This is a genomic window from Sphaerotilus natans, from assembly GCF_900156335.1.
GTDB lineage: Bacteria > Pseudomonadota > Gammaproteobacteria > Burkholderiales > Burkholderiaceae_C > Sphaerotilus > Sphaerotilus natans.
On record NZ_FTMZ01000010.1, the window covers coordinates 61992 to 78840 of the forward strand.

Consider the following 16849-nt stretch of genomic DNA (forward strand, 5'->3'; position numbering starts at 1 on the left):
TCACGCCCGCGGCGATCGGGGCCGCACATCGAGGCAAGGGATGACGAGCAGGCGGGGATCGGAGACAGGGCGACGGCAGCGGGTCGCCGACGTGGTGGCGGCGCAGATCGAGCCGCTGACCCGGTTCAGGGCCCAGGACCTGCGCGAGCTCGGGCCGGAGCAGGATTCCTGGGCCGACATCACCGTCACCACCCGTCAGCGGGTCGAGCTGGACTGGATCGTCACCGCCCATCCCGGCGCGCTGCCTGAGGGCATCGCTGCCTGCGCCGACGCCCAGGCGCTCGAGACCGAACTGCAGGCCCGGCTGGCCGAAGCCGAGCGCACCGCGCCGGCCCTGATACAGCACTGGGCCCATGAGGACAGCGGCCGCTACCGTCGGCTGCTGCCGGGCGGGCTGTTCAGCTCCGGGCTGGAGGCGCCATTGGGCCTGGACGAGACCTGCCCGGCCTGTCAGGGCCGCGCCCGGCTCGACTGCCCCGACTGCAGCGGGGGCCAGCAGCCCTGTGCCGGCTGCCACGGCAGCGGCCGGATCGGCTGCGCCGACTGCCGCGGCCTGGGCCGCATCGCCTGCGGCGCCTGCCATGGCAGCGGCCGCACCGCGTCGGCGTCGGCACCGGCCGGCGGCACGACCGACTGCCAGGCCTGCGGCGCCAGCGGCTGGATCGACTGCCGCACCTGCGCCCGCCAGGGCGAGCTGCCCTGCCCCGACTGCGGCAGCCGAGGCAGCAGGGACTGCGCACGCTGCCAGGCCCGCGGCGAGATCGACTGCGCCGACTGCCAGGCCAGCGGTCGACGCCACCGCATCGGCCGGCTGCGCGAGCAGATCCTCGTCGAGGACCAGATCGACATTCATCATCCGGACGCGACGGTGGCAGCGCTGTGCGCCCGCCACCTGGCCGACCCGGCGGCGCTGGGCGCGCTGGCGACGCTCGAGGCGGTGCGCTGGACCACCGCGCCCTTCGCGGTCCAGGCCACCCACCGGCTGCGCCTGCCGGTGCGCCAGGTCACGCTGCAGATCGGCGCCCAGCCACAGACCTTCACCGCGCTCGGCCCCGAGCTGCGGGTGCCGGAGCTGCACCACGCGGCCTCGCGGCTGCTCGCGCTCGACCTGCAGACGCTCGAGCGCAATGCGCTGGGCAGCGGCCGGCATGTGTCCGAGGCGCTGCAGCGCTTCCTGGCCTCGCCGCTGAACGCCCGCATCGCGGTCATCGGCCAGGCCGCCGCCGCTGGCGACGACCGGGTCGCGCCGGACTATCCGGCCCAGGCCCGCGAGCGCATGCAGCAGGCGGTGGAACGCCTGTGGCAGCAGCGGCTGTGGCGCCCAGGCGTGGCGCTGCTGGCCGGCGCGTCACTGCTCTCGGGCGGCTTCACGCTGCTCACCGCGCCGCAGCCGGACTGGATGCTGAGCGCGCTGGGCGGCGGCGTGGCGGCGGCGGCCGGCGCGCTGATGCTCGACTGGCGGCTGCGGCACCAGCTCGCCGCCGAATTCGGCGGCGAGGCCGGCGCGGCGCTGGTGCGCCTGCTGCGGCGTGCGCCGGTCTGGCGCCGCGGCCTGGGCCTGGGCATCGGCCTGGCGCTGCTGGCCTGTGCACTGCTCGCCTGGTCGGCCACCCGGCTGCCGCCGGCCAGCACCCGCATCGCGGCGCAGCAGGTCGAGCAGCAGGCGCAGGCACAGCTCGCGCACTGGGCCCAGACCGGCCGCGACTACCGGCTGCGCACCTACCCCGCCGTCGACTGGCTGCGGGCCCGCACGGAAGCGGGCGACCTGCAGGCGCAGCAGGTGCTGGCCTGGGCGCTGCTGCTGGGCGTGGAAGACCGGCCGGTCGATGCCGCCGCAGCCCGACGCCTGCTCAAGGCCCTGGTGACGGAGGCGGCCCCCGCCGACCCGGCGGTGCGCATCGGCCTGGCCCGGGCGACGCTGCTGCTCGAGCCGCGCTCGGTCGCGGCGCTGCAGGCGGCCGCCGACGACCTGGCCTTGATCCAGGAAAGCCAGGTGCCCGAGGCCACCTACACCCTCGCGCTGCTGAGGCTGGCACCGGCGCTGGTGGCCCGCCACGGCACGGCCGCCGGCCTGGAGGCGCTGCAGCATGCCGCCGACATGGGCCACCCTTCGGCCTGCCTGGCCCTGGGTCGCCGTCTGGCCACCGGCCACGGACTGCCCCGCGATCCGGTCGCGGCCCGGCGCTATCTCGGCTTCGCCGCCGAACGCGGCCTGCCCGGCGCGCAGCAGGCGCTGACCACGCTGAAATGAGTGGGCGAACCGCACGGACCCACAGCCAGACCCTCACGTTGCACCGAAGCGACATTTCGCCAAAGATGGCTTGATCCGCATCAGCAAGGGGTGACAAGCCTGGACCCGAGCTGTTCCAATCGCGGCTCTGAAGGGGAGTAGTCCCGCGCAGGTTCCGGTCCCGGATCACCTGCCGAGCGCGATTCGTCAATACGTGGTGGCCTTGCGGGCCGCCTCCGGATCGAGCGTCGAGCCACCCGGCACGATGGACAAGACCTTCGACCCGCTGCAGTCGCGGCGCGGGTTGAAGGCCGAACCGCTCCCGGGTCGCCTGCCGGATGCCTGCACGCGTGCTGCGTTGAACCGAACGAACAGCCTTGCCTGCGCACACCGCACCGTCCTCATGGAACTCTTCTCCTCCGCCTGGTTCTCGGCCCTGCTGGCCATCATCCTGATCGACATCGTCCTGGCCGGCGACAACGCCATCGTCATCGCGCTGGCCGCGCGCAACCTGCCCCCGCATCTGCAGAAGAAGGCGATCATGTGGGGCACCGTCGGCGCGATCGCGGTGCGCTCGCTGATGACGCTGGGCGTGGTCTGGCTGCTGAAGATTCCCGGCCTGATGCTGGTCGGCGGCCTGGGCCTGCTGTGGGTAGCCTACGGCCTGATCAAGCCGCAGGACGGCGGCGATGACCATGGCCCGGTGGCCAGCACCTTCTGGGGCGCGATGCGCACCATCATCGTCGCCGACGCGCTGATGGGCGTCGACAACGTGCTGGGCGTGGCCGGTGCCGCGCACGGTGCCTTCGACCTGGTGGTCATCGGCCTGCTGATCAGCGTGCCGATCGTCGTCTGGGGCAGCCGTCTGGTGCTGGGTCTGGTCGAGCGCTTCCCGGTCATCACCGAGATCGGTGCCGCGGTACTGGCCTTCACCGCCGCCAAGATGATCCTGGGCGAAAAGCTGCTGGGCGACGTCTTCACCGCGCAGCCGGCGCTGAGCTGGGTGCTCTACGCGGTGTGCATCATCGGCGTGCTGGGTGCCGGCCGCCTGGCCGCACGACGTGCGTCGCGTGAGGATGCCGCACCCGCAGTCTGAACCTCGGGGGACATCGAACAAGGGGGATGCAGCCGTGCCGGAATTGTCAAGGGTGATTTGACCAAGGGTTTACCCTCAGGTACAAACCAGACCCAGACAGAACTTGCACAAGATCATCATGCTGTACACCCCGATGAACCCGCTGACCCCCCTCTCGCCGCTGCGCGTCGCGCTGCCCTCGCAGCAGCGCGATGCCGACCGCGCGCTGCGCAACTGGCTGGCCCTGCCCTTCGACATGGCCCGCGCGCAGTACGCCAACGCGGTGCGCGGCGGCCTGATCCGGCCGTCGAAGCTGGCCTCGCGCGACTTCGAGCAGCTGGTCGGCTCGATGGAGCGCCTGACGCTGGGCCCGCTGGCCCGCCGCGTCTGAGCCTTGTGCGACCTCAGCCGAGCTGGCGCCCGCTGAGCTCGGCCAGATAGAACCACTCGGCGCCGACACGCGCACGCGGGTTCGGGAACACCACCCGCCCGTCAGCCGGCGCGAGCACCTCGCGGCCGTCGGCGCGCCAGCCGATCACTTCGCCGGCGCACACCGCGTCGAAGCTGGCCCAGTCGCGCGCCAGGCGGTCGCCCTCGGCCTCGCGGTCGACCACGTCGACCAGGCGCACCACCTCGAAGTCCGGCTGCGCGCAGGGCGCGGACGCGCCGGCGTCGATCATGCCCAGATGCTCGAGCGTGCGCAGCGTCGCCTGCCAGGCGACTTCAGGCGCGGCCGGATCGTCATGGCGACCGCACTCCAGCGTCAGCCCCCAGCCGCCGGCCGAGCGCATGTATTCGGTCGTGCCGATGCCGTACTGCGCATCGCCTCCACGCCGCGCCACGCCCTGGGCGTAGGCCTCCAGCCAGCCCTCGACCCCCTGCCGCACGCCCAGCGCCGCCGCCAGCGCGGTCTCGGCCGCCTCGTGGCGGAAAGGCTCGAGCCAGCCGTCGTTGTCGCGCGGGCCGATCATCACGAAGGGCTCGCCGTCGGTGTGGAAGGAATGCAGGTCCAGCAGCACCTCGTGGCGCGCCAGGAGCGGGCACAGCACCCGCGCGATGCGGTCCTCGTGGTCCTGCGGGATCGCCACCGGCAGCAGCCGGCGGTTCAGGTTGCGCTCGCCCTCGCGCCGGCCGGCCTGATGCGCCATCGGATTGCAGACCGGCACCAGCGTCAGCTCGCCGCGGCGCAGCTGCAGCCGGCCGGCATCCAGCGCCTCGATCAGCCGGCCCAGCGCGACCGTGCCGCAGGTCTCGTCGCCGTGCACGCCGCCGAGCACGATCAGCTTCGGGCCGGGCTGCAGCCCGAGGTACTGGTGCACGCGCAGCGCGGTCGGGGCCGGGCCCGGAAATTCGTCTCGGTTCATGGGATGAGCATAGCCGGGCCGGAGCGCGGCCGTCAGCGCAATGACCCGCACGCCCTCAGTGGCCAGGCCCGGCCACGCCCGGATGCAGCCGCCGCCAGGTCTGCGAGGGCAGCTCGCCGTACATGCGCCGGTAGTCCTGGGCGAAATGGCCGAAGTGCCAGAAGCCCCACTGCGCCGCCGCCTCGGTGACCGAGGGCGCCTCGCGCAGCGCTCGGCGCGCGCCCGCCAGCCGGGTCGCGCGCAGATAGGCCGCCGGCGCCAGCCCCAGCACCTGCTGGAAGGCCGCCTGCAGCGTGCGCCGGCTGGTCTGCAGCTCGGCGCAGAGCATCGCCACCGTGACCGGCATTTCCGGATCGCGATCGACGATCGCGCGGGCCTGCTCGACCAGCGCGCGCGGGCGCTGGCCGGCGTCAGGCGGCAGCGCGGCGGCGCCCACCAGCAGCTCCAGCGCATTCGACTGCGCCGCCTGCCGCAGCATGCTGCGCATCGCCGGATTGCGCAGCAGCTGCGGCTGCGCGGCCAGCATCTCGAAGGCACCGCGCACGAAGTCGCGCAGCGTCGCCAGCGCCCCGTGCGGCGCGCGGTGCAGCGTCGCCACCTGGCCGATGCGCTCGATCAGCGCCTGCTCCTCGGGCGTGGCCAGCCGCGCCAGCTCGGCGCGGTCGAACTCCATGCCGGCCATCACCAGCCCGGCCGGCGTGAAGAACTCGAAGCCGCCGCGACCGGAAAAGGTGCAGAAATGGCCCGCACCGGGCTCACCCGCGCCGTCGCCGTCGCACGACTGCCAGTCGGAGCGGCCGCAGAAGCGCGCCGGCCCGGCCTGCACCACTTCCGGCAGCGCCAGCGGCAGCCCGAGCGCGAGCCGGTCGGCGCGCAGCTCGCCGCGCTGGTGCAGACGCTGGCTGGTGGCCTCGACGAAGAGATGCACGCCGTCGAGCCAGGCCTCGTCGATGCGGCCCGCGAAGCCGCCGGCCGACAGCTGCGCGTAGTCCTGATGCCAGTCGGTCAGCAACGCGGCCTGCTCATCGACATCGCGGGTGTCGACATGCAGCACCGCGCACGGTCCGTGCGGCGAAGAAGCGATCGGGGCGGAAAGAGCGGTCAGGGTCATGGCGGCGGCAAGCAGGCGGAGAGAGCGGCGCGGCCCCGCACACCCACGCACCAGCGCAGGGCGGTCACGCCACGGTCACACAGCATCCAGCAAGCGCCATGCCGACGCATCGGTACCGGTCCGGGGCCGGACGCTGCCAAAACTGGATAGCGCGCCCGCGGCAGGCGCCGCCACCATCGGCGCCATCCCTGATCTCTCCGTGATCTTTTCCCTCTCTGCAAGGAGCCTTCGTCCATGACGACCCCCGCGACGACATCCGCCAGCACACAGCTGAAACCGGCGCTGAACGCCTGGCACCTCTGGGGCCTGGCCGTCGGCCTGGTCATCTCCGGCGAGTACTTCGGCTGGAGCTACGGCTGGGCCAGCGCCGGCACGCTGGGCTTTCTGGTGACCGCGCTGCTGGTGGCGCTGATGTACACCAGCTTCATCTTCAGCTTCACCGAGCTGACCACCGCGATCCCGCATGCCGGCGGGCCCTTTGCCTACGCCTCGCGGGCGCTGGGGCCGACCGGCGGCTTCGTCGCCGGCTTCGCCACGCTGGTGGAATTCGTGTTCGCGCCGCCCGCCATCGCGCTGGCGATCGGCGCCTACCTGAACGTGCAGTACCCCGCGCTCGATCCGAAGCTGATGGCCGTCGGCGCCTACCTGGTGTTCATGACGCTCAACATCGTCGGCGTGAAGACCGCCGCCACCTTCGAGCTGTTCGTGACGGTGGTGGCCATCGGCGAGCTGCTGATCTTCATGGGCGTGGTCGCGCCCGGCTTCTCCTGGGACAACTTCACTGCCAAGGGCTGGGCCGGCGCGGACGAGTTCTCGATCGGCACGCTGGCCGGGATCGCGGCGGCCGTGCCTTTTGCCATCTGGTTCTTCCTGGCCATCGAGGGCGTGGCGATGGCCGCCGAAGAGGCCAAGAACCCGCAGGTGACGATTCCGCGCGCCTACATCGGCGGCATCCTGACGCTGCTGGTGCTGGCCATCGGCGTGATGATCTTCGCCGGTGGCGCGGGCGACTGGACGAAGCTGTCCAACATCAACGACCCGCTGCCGCAGGCGATGAAGATGATCGTCGGCGAGAACAGCGGCTGGCTGCACATGCTGGTGTGGATCGGCCTGTTCGGCCTGGTCGCCAGCTTCCACGGCATCATCCTGGGCTACTCGCGCCAGATCTTCGCGCTGGCCCGCGCCGGCTACCTGCCGGCCCGCCTGGCCAGCGTGCATCCGCGCTTCGGCACGCCGTGGCTGGCGGTCATCGCCGGCGGCGTGGTCGGCATCCTGGCGATCTTCAGCGACGAGGTGATCAAGATCGGCGGCCAGACGCTGACCGCCAACATCGTCACCATGTCGGTGCTCGGCGCCATCGTCATGTACATCATGTCGATGTGGAGCCTGTTCGTGCTGCGCCGCAAGGAGCCCACGCTGACCCGCCCCTTCCCCGCGATCGGCTATCCGGTGCTGCCGGCCATCGCGCTCGGACTGGCCGTGCTGTGCCTGGTCACGATGGTCTGGTTCAATCCGCTGGTGTCGGCGATCTTCGCCGCGCTGATGCTGCTGGCCTACGGCTACTTCCGCCTGACCGCCGGCCACCGCGCGACGCTGGCCGCCGATGAGGACCTTCTCCCTCAGACCTGAGCCCTCAGGCTTGATGCCCATGCCCTATTCCCACACGCTGGGCGGCCAGGTCTGGCACTTCGCCGACCTGGCCACGCTGATGGCCCGCGCGACACCGCTGCGCTCGGGCGACGTGCTCGCCGGCGTGGCCGCGCGCACCATGACGGAGCGCATGGCCGCGCGCATGGCGCTGGCCGAGCTGCCACTCAAGGCCTTCCTGTCCGAGGCCCTGGTGCCCTACGAGAGCGACGAGGTCACCCGGCTGATCGTCGACAGCCACGACGCCGCGGCCTTCGCCGAGATCGCGCACCTGACGGTGGGCGACTTCCGCGACTGGCTGCTGCAGGACAGCACCGACGAGACGACGCTGGCGCGGGTGCGCGCCGGCATCACGCCGGAAATGGCCGCGGCCGTCTCCAAGCTGATGCGCAACCAGGACCTGATCCGGGTGGCGCGCAAGTGCCGGGTGATCACGCGATTTCGCAACACGCTCGGCCTGCCCGGGCGCATGGCGATGCGGCTGCAGCCCAACCACCCGACCGACGACGCCCGCGGCATCGCGCTGTCGATGCTCGACGGGCTGATGTACGGCGCCGGCGACGCGGTGATCGGCATCAACCCGGCCGGCGACGGGCTGGACGCGCTGGGCGCGCTGATGCGGCTGACCGACGAGGTGATCCAGCGCTTCGAGATTCCGACCCAGTCCTGCGTGCTGACGCATGTCACCAACCAGATCCGCGCCATCGAGCAGGGCGCGCCGGTCGATCTGGTCTTCCAGTCGATCGCCGGCACCGAGGCGGCCAACCGCAGCTTCGGCATCGACCTGGCGGTGCTGCGCGAGGCGCGCGAGGCGGCGCTCTCGCTCGGGCGCGGCACGCTGGGCGACAACGTCATGTACTTCGAGACCGGCCAGGGCTCGGCGCTGTCGGCCGGTGCCCACCACGGCCTGGACCAGCAGACCTGCGAGGTGCGCGCCTACGCGGTGGCACGCGCCTTCGAGCCGATGATCTGCAACACGGTGGTCGGCTTCATCGGGCCGGAATACCTGTTCGACGGCAAGCAGATCGTGCGCGCCGGGCTGGAGGACCACTTCTGCGGCAAGCTGCTGGGCCTGCCGATCGGCTGCGACGTCTGCTACACCAACCATGCCGAGGCCGATTCGGACGACATGGACAACCTGATGCTGCTGCTGGGCGCGGCAGGCGTCACCTTCCTGATCGGCGTGCCCGGCGCCGACGACGTGATGCTGAACTACCAGAGCACCTCCTTCCACGACGCGCTGGTGCTGCGCGAGGTGCTGGGCCTGAAGCGCGCCCCGGAGTTCGAGGCCTGGCTGGAGCGCATGGGCCTGACCGACGCCGACGGCCGGCTGCTGCCCGCACCGTCGCGGCATGCGCTGCTGGAGCATTTTGCATGAGCGACGACCGCAAGAGGCTGGACGTTCTGGACGCGCCGGACGCGCTGGCGCCGACCGATCCGTGGTCGGCGCTGCGGGCGCTGACGCCGGCGCGCATCGGCCTGGGCCGCGTCGGCGCCAGCCTGCCCACCCGCGAGCTGCTGGCCTTCGGCGCGGCGCATGCGCAGGCGCGCGACGCGGTGCACCTGCCGCTCGATGTCGCCGCGCTGCGCCCGCGCCTGCAGGCGCTCGGGCTGCAGCCCATCGAGCTCGCCAGCGCCGCGCCCGACCGCGCGACCTACCTGCTGCGCCCGGACCTGGGCCGGCGGCTCGGGGCCAGCGGCGGCGCGCTGCTCGACGCACACACGGCCGCGCACGGCCCGCTGCCCGACGACGCGCTGCTGATCGTCGTCGGCGACGGCCTGTCCTCGGCGGCGATCGAGCGCCAGGCGGTGCCGCTGCTGGCCGAGGTCCAGCGCCAGCGCCCGCCGGGCTGGACGCTCGGGCCGGTGGTGGTGGCCACCCAGGCGCGCGTCGCGCTGGGCGACGACATCGGCCAGCGCCTGGGCGCGGCGATGGTGGCAGTGCTGATCGGCGAGCGCCCGGGCCTGAGCTCGCCCGACAGCCTGGGCATCTACCTGACACGCGCGCCCCGCGTCGGCCGCAGCGATGCCGAGCGCAACTGCCTGTCCAATGTCCGCGCCGAAGGCCTGGTCCACGCTGAGGCGGCGCGTCGGCTGTGGTGGCTGGCCGAAGCCGGGCGCCGGCTGGGCGCCACCGGCGTGGCGCTCAAGGACGACAGCGGCCTGGCGCCCGGCGCCGGTCTCGGCGTCACCGCGGCGGCCCCGCTGCCGTCCGGCCGCAGCGGCTGAAGCCGGCCGCTGCACCGCGCCAGCCCGCGATCCGGTGCATCATCGCGGCCGTGCCGCACCAGGATCTTCTCTTCGACCCGCCCGAGCCCGCCGTCCGGCCGGCGCGCCCCGACCCGGACCAGCTCGCGCTGGCCGCGCAACTGCCCGCCAGCCTGCGCCTGGGCACCTCGTCCTGGAGCTTTCCGGGCTGGGCCGGCCAGGTCTGGGCCGACCAGCATGACGAGGCGACGCTGGCGCGCGAAGGCCTGGCCGCCTACGCGCGCCACCCGCTGCTGCGCACCGTCAGCCTCGACCGCAGCTACTACCGGCCGATGAGCGCCGCGCAGTTCGCCGCGCTGGCCGCGCAGGTGCCGGAGGATTTCCGCTTCGTCGTCAAGGCCCCGGCGATGATCAGCGACGGCGCGCAGCGCGATGCCGGCGGCCGGCCGGTCGGGCTCAACCCCGGCTTTCTCGATCCGGCGCTGACCACCGAACAGTTCGTGCAGCCGGCGCTCGACGGTCTGGGCGCCAGGATCGGCGCGCTGGTGATCGAGATCGGGCCGCTGCCCGGCAGCCTGAAGGCCGACCTGCCGGCGCTGCTGCAGCGGCTGGCGCGGCTGCTCGACGCGCTGCCGCCGCTGGCCCCGCGCGCGCCGGACGCGGTGATCGCCGTCGAGGTGCGCGACCCCGAGTGGCTGGTGCCGGCCTTCCGCGACGTGCTGAAGGCCGCCGGCGCGCGCTACTGCCTGGGCCTGCATCCACGCCTGCCGCCGATCGAGGCGCAGCTGCCGCTGCTGCGCGCGATGTGGCCCGGCGCCTTCGTCTGCCGCTGGAACCTCAACCGGCGCCACGGCGCCCACGGCTACGAGGCCGCCAAGGCCGGCTATGCGCCCTTCGACCGGCTGGTCGATCCCGACCCGGCCACCCGCGAGGCGCTGGCGCGCATCATGCGCGGCACCGCCGCGGCCGGGCATCCGGTGCTGGTCACCGTCAACAACAAGGCCGAGGGCTCGGCGCCCTGCTCGGTGGCCGAGCTGGCGCGCGCGGTCGCATCGGACTCAGCGGCACCAGGCCGGTGAGGGCGCGCTCGCCTCGCAGGCCAGCTGCGCCCGGTCCAGCGTGTCGAGAAAGACCGGCGCCTGCGGGCCCAGCCGCTGCCAGCGGGTGCGCGCCACGCCGCGGCGCTCGAAGGCATTCAGGCCCTCGACCGTCTTGCGCTGGCCGGTCAGCAGATTGGTGCTGATCTCGGTCTGTTCGCCGCTGGCGCGCGAGAACTCGCTGCGCTCATGGCCGATCAGCCGCAGCCGCGTGCCTTCCAGCCGGAAGATGAACTGCTCGCGGCCGGCGCCATAGCTGCCGCAGCTCGTCCAGTGCTGCAGCGCCAGCACCAGCCGCCCCGGCGGCATCTCCACGCCGCCGCCGTCGAGCGGATCGGCGACGCAGGGCGACTCGGCATCGTGCTCGCTCGGCAGCAGGCCGTCGCGGCGCAGCAGCACCCGCTCGTCCGGCCCGACCTGCAGCAGCACCAGCAGCCGGCGCGGATTGAGGTTCAGCACCGGCGCGCCCAGACCCGGATTGTCCCGGCGCCGTGCCGCGTCGGTCGTTTCCAGCACCAGGGCGGCATCCTCGCGACCATCGCCATCCAGATCGCCGCTGACGGACGACAGCAGGCGCCAGCCCGGCGGCACATGGCGGTCAAACGTCTTGTCTGCGCTCGACGCCCCCGGTGCGGCGGCCATCACGCCGCCGAAGCCCGTCGCCAGCAGGGCGGCGGCGATCGCCAGGCCACGCTTCATCCGAAGGCCCGCAGCCAGGCGCCAACCGTCTCGCGGTCACGGCACCAGCCCAGATCGCGTTCCAGCGCGGTGCTGCGCGCGCGCAGCTCGCGGATCTCGGTGCCCAGCAGCGTCTCGACCAGCTGCGGCGTGACGGTGTCGGCGCGCGCCGGCAGGTCCGGGCGCAGCACCGCGAAGCGGCGCACCATCTCGTCGATCTCGGCCTGCAGGCGCTCGCGCTGCACCTGCAGCGCCGCCTCGATGTCGTTCGCGCTCGTCGCCAGCGGTGCCGCAGCCGCCTGCGCGACCGGCTCGGGCAGGTGGAGACGCTGCAGCGCCAGCAGCGCCAGCAGGTCGCCGGCGGCATAGGCCTCGTTGACCTGCTGCATCAGCGCGGTCTTGCGCACGCGCTCGGCCGCATCGGGCTCGCGGTCCGGGTGCAGCCGGCTGGCCAGGCGGCGGAAGACCTCGCGCAGCGAGGCGGTGCCGGCGCTGGCGCCGCGTCCGGCGTGGCGTTCGCGGCGCTCGCGCTCGGCCTGGTCCTTGCGACCCTTCCTGGCGGTGCGGCGGCTGGCCTCGGCCTGGGCGCGACGGCGCTCGGCCTCGCGTTCCCAGGGCTCCAGGCCATCGTCGGGATCGTCGGCGGGCGCCTGCGCGCCCGCTTCGTGGCCTGGGTCGTCCTCGTCGCCCGCATCAAGCGGCGGCGCGACGTCCTCCTGGTGGCGCGCCCGCAGCGCCAGCATCTCGGCATCGTCCGGCCGCTCGACCAGCACCGCCTCGGCCAGCGACAGCATCCACTCGGCGGCCCTGCGCTGCGCCGCGCGCCCGATCGGCTTGCCCGGCGGCGGATCGAGGAAGAGCGCGCCCTCCATCCGCAGCGCCAGCTCGCGCAGCCGATCGCACCAGCGCCTGATCTCCGGCTGCAGCTCGCGCGCGATCCGCTCGTGGTAGCGGCTCTCGCACTGCTGCCACTGCTGCAGCCGCTCGCGCAGTTGCTCGATCTCGCGCAGCAGGCGCTCGTGGCGCGCAGAAGGCGCCGGCGGCTCGGGGGCACGGGGGGCCGGCACGGGCGGCAGGGTCGCCGGCAGGCACGGATCGGGCAGATCCGCCGGGCAGGGGTCGTCAGGGGTCATCGGCAGCGCGTCAGAAAGGGAGCGCCATTGTGCCGGCTCGCTCGTCGCCTCGCCGCCTCACCAGCCGACCTTGCCGCGCCCGGCCTTGATCTCGCCGCGCTGCGACTTGGTCTCGAGCCGGCGGCGCTGCGAGCCGCGCGTCGGCCGGGTCGCCTTGCGCGGCGGCTGCACGCGCGCGGCCTCGGCCACCAGCGCCTGCAGCCGCGCCAGCGCCTCCAGCTTGTTCTGCTCCAGGCTGCGCGAGGACTGCGCCTTGATGACGATGACGCCGTCGCCGCTGACGCGCTGGTCGGGCCGCTGCAGCAGCCTCTCCTTGACCGCCTCCGGCAGCGAGGAGGCGCGGATGTCGAAGCGCAGGTGCACCGCGCACGACACCTTGTTGACGTTCTGCCCGCCCGGCCCCTGGGCGCGGATCGCGGTGAAATGCAGCTCGTGCGGGGAGATCATGCCGGGTCGTCGTCCAGCGGGCTGAAGCGCAGCACGCGCTGCCCCTCGTGCTCGACCGTCTCGAGGAACATCTCGAAGGGCCGCACCCAGTCGCCGACATCGCGGCCCAGCGGGCGATAGAGCACCATCGGCTCGAGGGACTCGCTGTGGCGCACCACGCCGAGCACCCGGTATTCGCCGCCCTTGTAGTGGCGATAGCGACCGGTGCGGATGGTGGGCAGCGGGGAAAGATCGTCGTCGTTCGTCATGGCGCGCATGGTGCGGCGGGCGGGCGTGGGGCGCAAGCCCGGCGGCCGGGGCGCGGCGGCGTTCAGGGCGCCGCGGGAAACTGCGTCTGCCCCTTGACGGTGGCATTGGCCCTGAAGCGGATGCCGTCGTCGACCAGCTGGTGGCCGAACAGGTCGGTGACGCGGAAGCGGTAGTCGCGCGGCCCCCTGCCCGGCAGCTGCATCTCGAAGTAGTTGTAGTCCTTGCGCGGCACCTCGACCCACTGGCCGCCGGCCTCGTATTCCAGCCGCACCAGCGGGTTGCGGTGGTTGCGCACCTGCACCGCCAGCCAGTAGGGGTTGCTCTCGCGCTTGAAGTGATACGCGATCGGGCCCTGCAGCGGCAGGCTGACGAGCTGCCAGCGGATCGGCACCTTGCCCGTCACCAGATCGGCGAGCTGCGCGAACGCCTCGCGGCTCAGGTCCAGATGCCCGGCCTTGCATTCCGGGCAGCGGTTGACGATGCGCACCACGATGCTGTTGCCCTGCGGCCCCTCCACCCGCACCTGCGCGCCGCACCAGTCGGCCTGGCCGTACTGCGCCTCGTTCATCGCCGCGATCATGCGCTCGCGCGGGTCCAGGTCGAAGGCGCAGGACACGGGGCCGGTGGCGTCGTAGTGGGTGGCGATGCCTTGCTGCGGCTCGGGCGTGGCCTGGGCGTGGGTCTGCAGGGGCGAGAGCAGTGAGCAGACGAGGGTCAGCGCGGCGGTAGCGATGCTGGGTTTTGGTTTTGCCGTTTGCATTTTTTCCCTGTCAGCCGCTGGTTTTGTGTGCGTTGGTCAGATTGTTTTATCTCTGCTCAAGCATGTTTCAAAAACCTGCCAGGGGAGGCTTTATCGACATCGCGGGGATGCGCTTGTAGTTCGAGCTAAGCGGGCGACGACAGCAGGGCGCTCCGCTTGAGCGAGGGGTTAGGCCCCAGCGTCACCAACTGCCTTCTGAATTGCAGCTTTAGCAGCAGCAATCTTGTTTGCACGCTCCCGCGCTTCAAGCCGCTCATCGAGTATGAGTTCAATGCCTAAGCGTAGCGTTGCAAAGTGCTTGAGACACTCATCCTCAGAGAGCTCGTGGATGCCCTTACTAAGTAAGGAATACATTCCAGGGTGCTCTACGAGAAAGGTTGGCAGATGCGCCTTGAGCATGGAGATCTTCTCTCCCATTCGGCAGCGAGAATAGGAATCCTCGTCCCAGCTAGACGCCTCTTTCGCGACTACATGAGCCTCTTCGACAAGGTTTTCGAAGATGCGGCGCAAGTAGACGTACGCGCCAACGCCTACGTCATGTGAGGCCAGACCTATGGCTCGCGTTAGTTCACCCAATTGCGCCTTCGACAAAACATGCGTGTACTTCTTGACCTGAAGGAGATGAAGGTCACCATAAGATGGCTGCTGACCGATCTTCTGAATTGACCATTTAACGATCGGCGGATCAGAGTCGCTTGGGATTATCTGGTAGTCAATAAAGAACAGGAAGTCTTGCCGGTGACTTTCATGCCTGGTGCAATTGGCTCCAACTGAGTAGACCGCAGAGGGAGGGAGCGGATGTTCCGAATCGACCCCGTGTTGCCGCTCCCATTTCTCTCGCACGTAGTTTCGCTTGTATTCGTCAGGCCTGTGGGGTGCGCTGACTTTAAAAGTTGATTCGCGCTTGCACTTTACGCAGAAACTGTCGTATGTACCGCTGAAGTATAGAACCTCCAGAACATCCCAGACCTGTTCGCCTTCGTACGCGACAGGCGCGTAGAGGGGTAGACCGAGGAGGAATTCGAGTGGCTTTGGAATAGTCATGAAAATTAGTGAAGCGTATTCTAGGGCCTAACGAATGAAAGGGCCATCCCCTCGCACCGCGCGCGATACGGAGGATTCTGCCAATAGGCGCCGCGCTTGCCCAGCGCGCACCATGAGACGGCAAAATCTCAACCCACAGCCGGACGCCGCAAGGAGATGCCCATGACGGTGGTATTTCTCGGAATCGATCTGGCCAGGAATGTCTTCGTGCCGCACGGCGTGGCGTAGCGTGGCGTGGCAGTTCGCTGGCTTCGGCTGTGCCGTACATGCTTTCTCCCCTGGAAGAATCGATCCGAAACCCTGTGGCGGGGTTTGATGCTGGCGTTGTTATTGTTGCTGCCAGCATAGCGATTGCTCGTTTTTTCGTCTATGGGCGCGGTGGCAGCGGTGGGTCCTCGCCTGCGCGAGGATGACGGGATGTGACGGAATGCCGGATCAGGGGCGGTAAGCGGCCGATGCGGAAGATCAACCGCCGGCTGGAAAGCGCACCACCACCTCCTGCACCACCGGCGCCCGCCCCGCCCCCTCGCGCTGAACCTTCAGCGGCAGCCAGGTACCGGGCGGCTGGCGCTGCACGAGGGCGCGCAGGGCGTCGGGGCTGCGCAGCGGGCGGCCGGCGGCCTCGGTGAGCAGGTCGCCCTCGCGCAGGCCGGCGGCGGCGGCCAGGCTGCCAGGGGTCACGGCGCTCAGGCGCACGCCGTCGGGCGCGGGCGCCATCGCGATGCCCAGGCGCGGCGGGGCGTCGTCGCGGGGCGGGTCGATCAGATAGAGGCCGTCGGCCAGCGTCTCGCCCAGGGCCTGGCAGCTCTCGGCGCGCTCCCAGGTCAGCAGCGCGCCGATGCGCGGCACGCCCAGGTCGCGCAGCTGATGCGCCACGCCGTGGCCGTCGCGCACATGGCCGCCGCCCAGGATGCCGACGATCAGCAGGCCGGGCTCGCGCGCCAGCCGCGCGGCGATGGCCTCGGCCATCGCGCGGTCCCAGAAGGCCTGCGCGCCGATGAAGCGCGCGAAGGCGTCCGGCGGCGGCGCGTCAGGGGCGGTCGGGGAAGGCTGCGCTGCGCCGCCCTCGCCGGCCGGGCCGGGATGGGCGTGGAAGACCTGGCGCAGCATCTGCCGGTAGGCCTCGGGCGGCTCGGCGGGTCGGCCGACGCCCTCGCGCTCGGCCTCGCTCAGCGCCTCGAAGCCGCGCCGGCCGACCGCCGCCACCACGCCACGCTCGACATTGAGCGCCAGCATCGGCAGCCGGTTCATCCGGGCGAAATGGAAAAGCGGCAGGTACAGGCGCGCGTCGAAGCCCCAGACCTGGTCCCACTCCGACTGGCGCAGGAACTCGGCCTCCGACAGCCGACCGGCCACCCAGGCATCGAGCACCGGCTGCAGCCGGCGCGGGAACATCTCCAGCCCGAGCGCCAGCGCCGGCCGGCGCGCGTGCAGCTGCGCCAGGACCTGGAGCTGCCAGCGGTGGTCCTCGGCGCTGTCGTGGCGCTCGCCGAGCAGCACCACCTGCGCCTCGGCCATCCAGCCCAGCAGCTCGGCGGCGGGCAAGGGGCGCGGCGCGGCGGCGGTCGGCGCCAGCCACTGACCGGGAGGCTGGTCAGGCGCGCAGAGCGCGGCCGCAGGGGGCGGCTCGGCCGCCGCGCCCGGCCCGGGCAGCATCAGCATCGGCACCAGCAGCGCCGAGAGCAGCCACGGGCGGGCCGGCGACAGAACGGACGGAAGCGGCAGGCGCATGGGCAGGACTCCGGGAAGCGGCGCGAACAGACGGAAGGACAGCCGTCCCGCCGATCATCGCACCGCGATCTGCCC

Annotated in this window: 16 protein-coding genes; 7 read left to right on the forward strand and 9 right to left on the reverse strand. The window is 71.7% G+C overall.

The annotated features are described in order from the left end of the window. The first annotated feature begins 40 nt into the window (after window positions 1-40). The 3 genes from BW996_RS21695 to BW996_RS10645 all read left to right on the forward strand — a co-directional run bounded on the left by BW996_RS21695 (window position 41) and on the right by BW996_RS10645 (window position 3696). Complete coding sequence (locus tag BW996_RS21695) at window positions 41-2251, forward strand: hypothetical protein (RefSeq protein WP_156027852.1); 2211 nt, start codon at window positions 41-43, stop codon at window positions 2249-2251. Between the two features lie 382 nt (window positions 2252-2633). Continuing rightward, on the forward strand, window positions 2634-3326 hold the full coding sequence (locus BW996_RS10640; RefSeq protein WP_037483372.1) for a TerC family protein: 693 nt from the start codon (window positions 2634-2636) through the stop codon (window positions 3324-3326). A 118-nt stretch (window positions 3327-3444) separates the two neighbouring features. Next, window positions 3445-3696, forward strand: coding sequence for a hypothetical protein (locus tag BW996_RS10645; RefSeq protein WP_139330837.1), 252 nt, complete (start codon window positions 3445-3447; stop codon window positions 3694-3696). Between the two features lie 13 nt (window positions 3697-3709). Here BW996_RS10645 and BW996_RS10650 read toward each other — a convergent pair whose 3' ends face one another. Both BW996_RS10650 and BW996_RS10655 read right to left on the reverse strand, forming a co-directional pair. Continuing rightward, window positions 3710-4669, reverse strand: a complete 960-nt coding sequence (locus tag BW996_RS10650) for a M14 family metallopeptidase (protein ID WP_037483369.1) — start codon at window positions 4667-4669, stop codon at window positions 3710-3712. Window positions 4670-4724: 55 nt separating this feature from the next. Next, window positions 4725-5780, reverse strand: a complete 1056-nt coding sequence (locus tag BW996_RS10655) for a helix-turn-helix domain-containing protein (RefSeq protein ID WP_076458889.1) — start codon at window positions 5778-5780, stop codon at window positions 4725-4727. Window positions 5781-6014: 234 nt separating this feature from the next. Here BW996_RS10655 and eat point away from each other — a divergent pair, with 234 nt between their 5' ends. The 4 genes from eat to BW996_RS10675 are packed head-to-tail and all read left to right on the forward strand — an operon-like array spanning window position 6015 to window position 10714. Beyond that, window positions 6015-7409, forward strand: coding sequence for an ethanolamine permease (gene eat / locus BW996_RS10660; RefSeq protein ID WP_037483361.1), 1395 nt, complete (start codon window positions 6015-6017; stop codon window positions 7407-7409). A gap of 19 nt (window positions 7410-7428) precedes the next feature. Beyond that, the gene (locus BW996_RS10665) at window positions 7429-8805 is read left to right on the forward strand and encodes an ethanolamine ammonia-lyase subunit EutB (protein ID WP_037483431.1); all 1377 of its coding nucleotides are present in this window, start codon (window positions 7429-7431) and stop codon (window positions 8803-8805) included. Beyond that, a complete protein-coding gene (gene eutC / locus BW996_RS10670; protein ID WP_051632067.1) occupies window positions 8802-9656 on the forward strand; it encodes an ethanolamine ammonia-lyase subunit EutC in 855 nt (284 codons plus the stop codon). The genes BW996_RS10665 and eutC overlap by 4 nt, the downstream gene beginning before the upstream one ends. A 50-nt stretch (window positions 9657-9706) precedes the next feature. Further along, window positions 9707-10714, forward strand: coding sequence for a DUF72 domain-containing protein (locus BW996_RS10675; RefSeq protein WP_206539520.1), 1008 nt, complete (start codon window positions 9707-9709; stop codon window positions 10712-10714). Here BW996_RS10675 and BW996_RS10680 read toward each other — a convergent pair. The 7 genes from BW996_RS10680 to BW996_RS10710 all read right to left on the reverse strand — a co-directional run bounded on the left by BW996_RS10680 (window position 10694) and on the right by BW996_RS10710 (window position 16774). Beyond that, window positions 10694-11431 (reverse strand): hypothetical protein, encoded by a 738-nt coding sequence (locus BW996_RS10680; protein WP_051632066.1) that lies wholly within the window; start codon window positions 11429-11431, stop codon window positions 10694-10696. The two genes, BW996_RS10675 and BW996_RS10680, sit on opposite strands and share 21 nt — an antisense overlap. Continuing rightward, entirely contained in the window at window positions 11428-12543 is a 1116-nt protein-coding gene (locus BW996_RS10685; RefSeq protein ID WP_051632065.1) for a hypothetical protein, read from the reverse strand. The genes BW996_RS10680 and BW996_RS10685 overlap by 4 nt, the downstream gene beginning before the upstream one ends. A gap of 57 nt (window positions 12544-12600) precedes the next feature. Then, the gene (gene arfB / locus BW996_RS10690) at window positions 12601-12990 is read right to left on the reverse strand and encodes an alternative ribosome rescue aminoacyl-tRNA hydrolase ArfB (protein ID WP_037483357.1); all 390 of its coding nucleotides are present in this window, start codon (window positions 12988-12990) and stop codon (window positions 12601-12603) included. Beyond that, the gene (locus BW996_RS10695; protein WP_037483407.1) at window positions 12987-13238 is read right to left on the reverse strand and encodes a DUF1653 domain-containing protein; all 252 of its coding nucleotides are present in this window, start codon (window positions 13236-13238) and stop codon (window positions 12987-12989) included. Before BW996_RS10695 ends, arfB begins: the two co-directional genes overlap by 4 nt. A gap of 62 nt (window positions 13239-13300) precedes the next feature. After that, on the reverse strand, window positions 13301-13999 hold the full coding sequence (locus BW996_RS10700; protein WP_051632064.1) for an expansin EXLX1 family cellulose-binding protein: 699 nt from the start codon (window positions 13997-13999) through the stop codon (window positions 13301-13303). 168 nt (window positions 14000-14167) lie between these two features. After that, window positions 14168-15043: a hypothetical protein gene (locus BW996_RS10705; protein WP_076458890.1), complete on the reverse strand. Its 876-nt coding sequence runs from the start codon at window positions 15041-15043 to the stop codon at window positions 14168-14170. 465 nt (window positions 15044-15508) lie between these two features. Further along, window positions 15509-16774 (reverse strand): ChaN family lipoprotein, encoded by a 1266-nt coding sequence (locus BW996_RS10710; RefSeq protein ID WP_076458891.1) that lies wholly within the window; start codon window positions 16772-16774, stop codon window positions 15509-15511. Window positions 16775-16849: the final 75 nt, after the last annotated feature.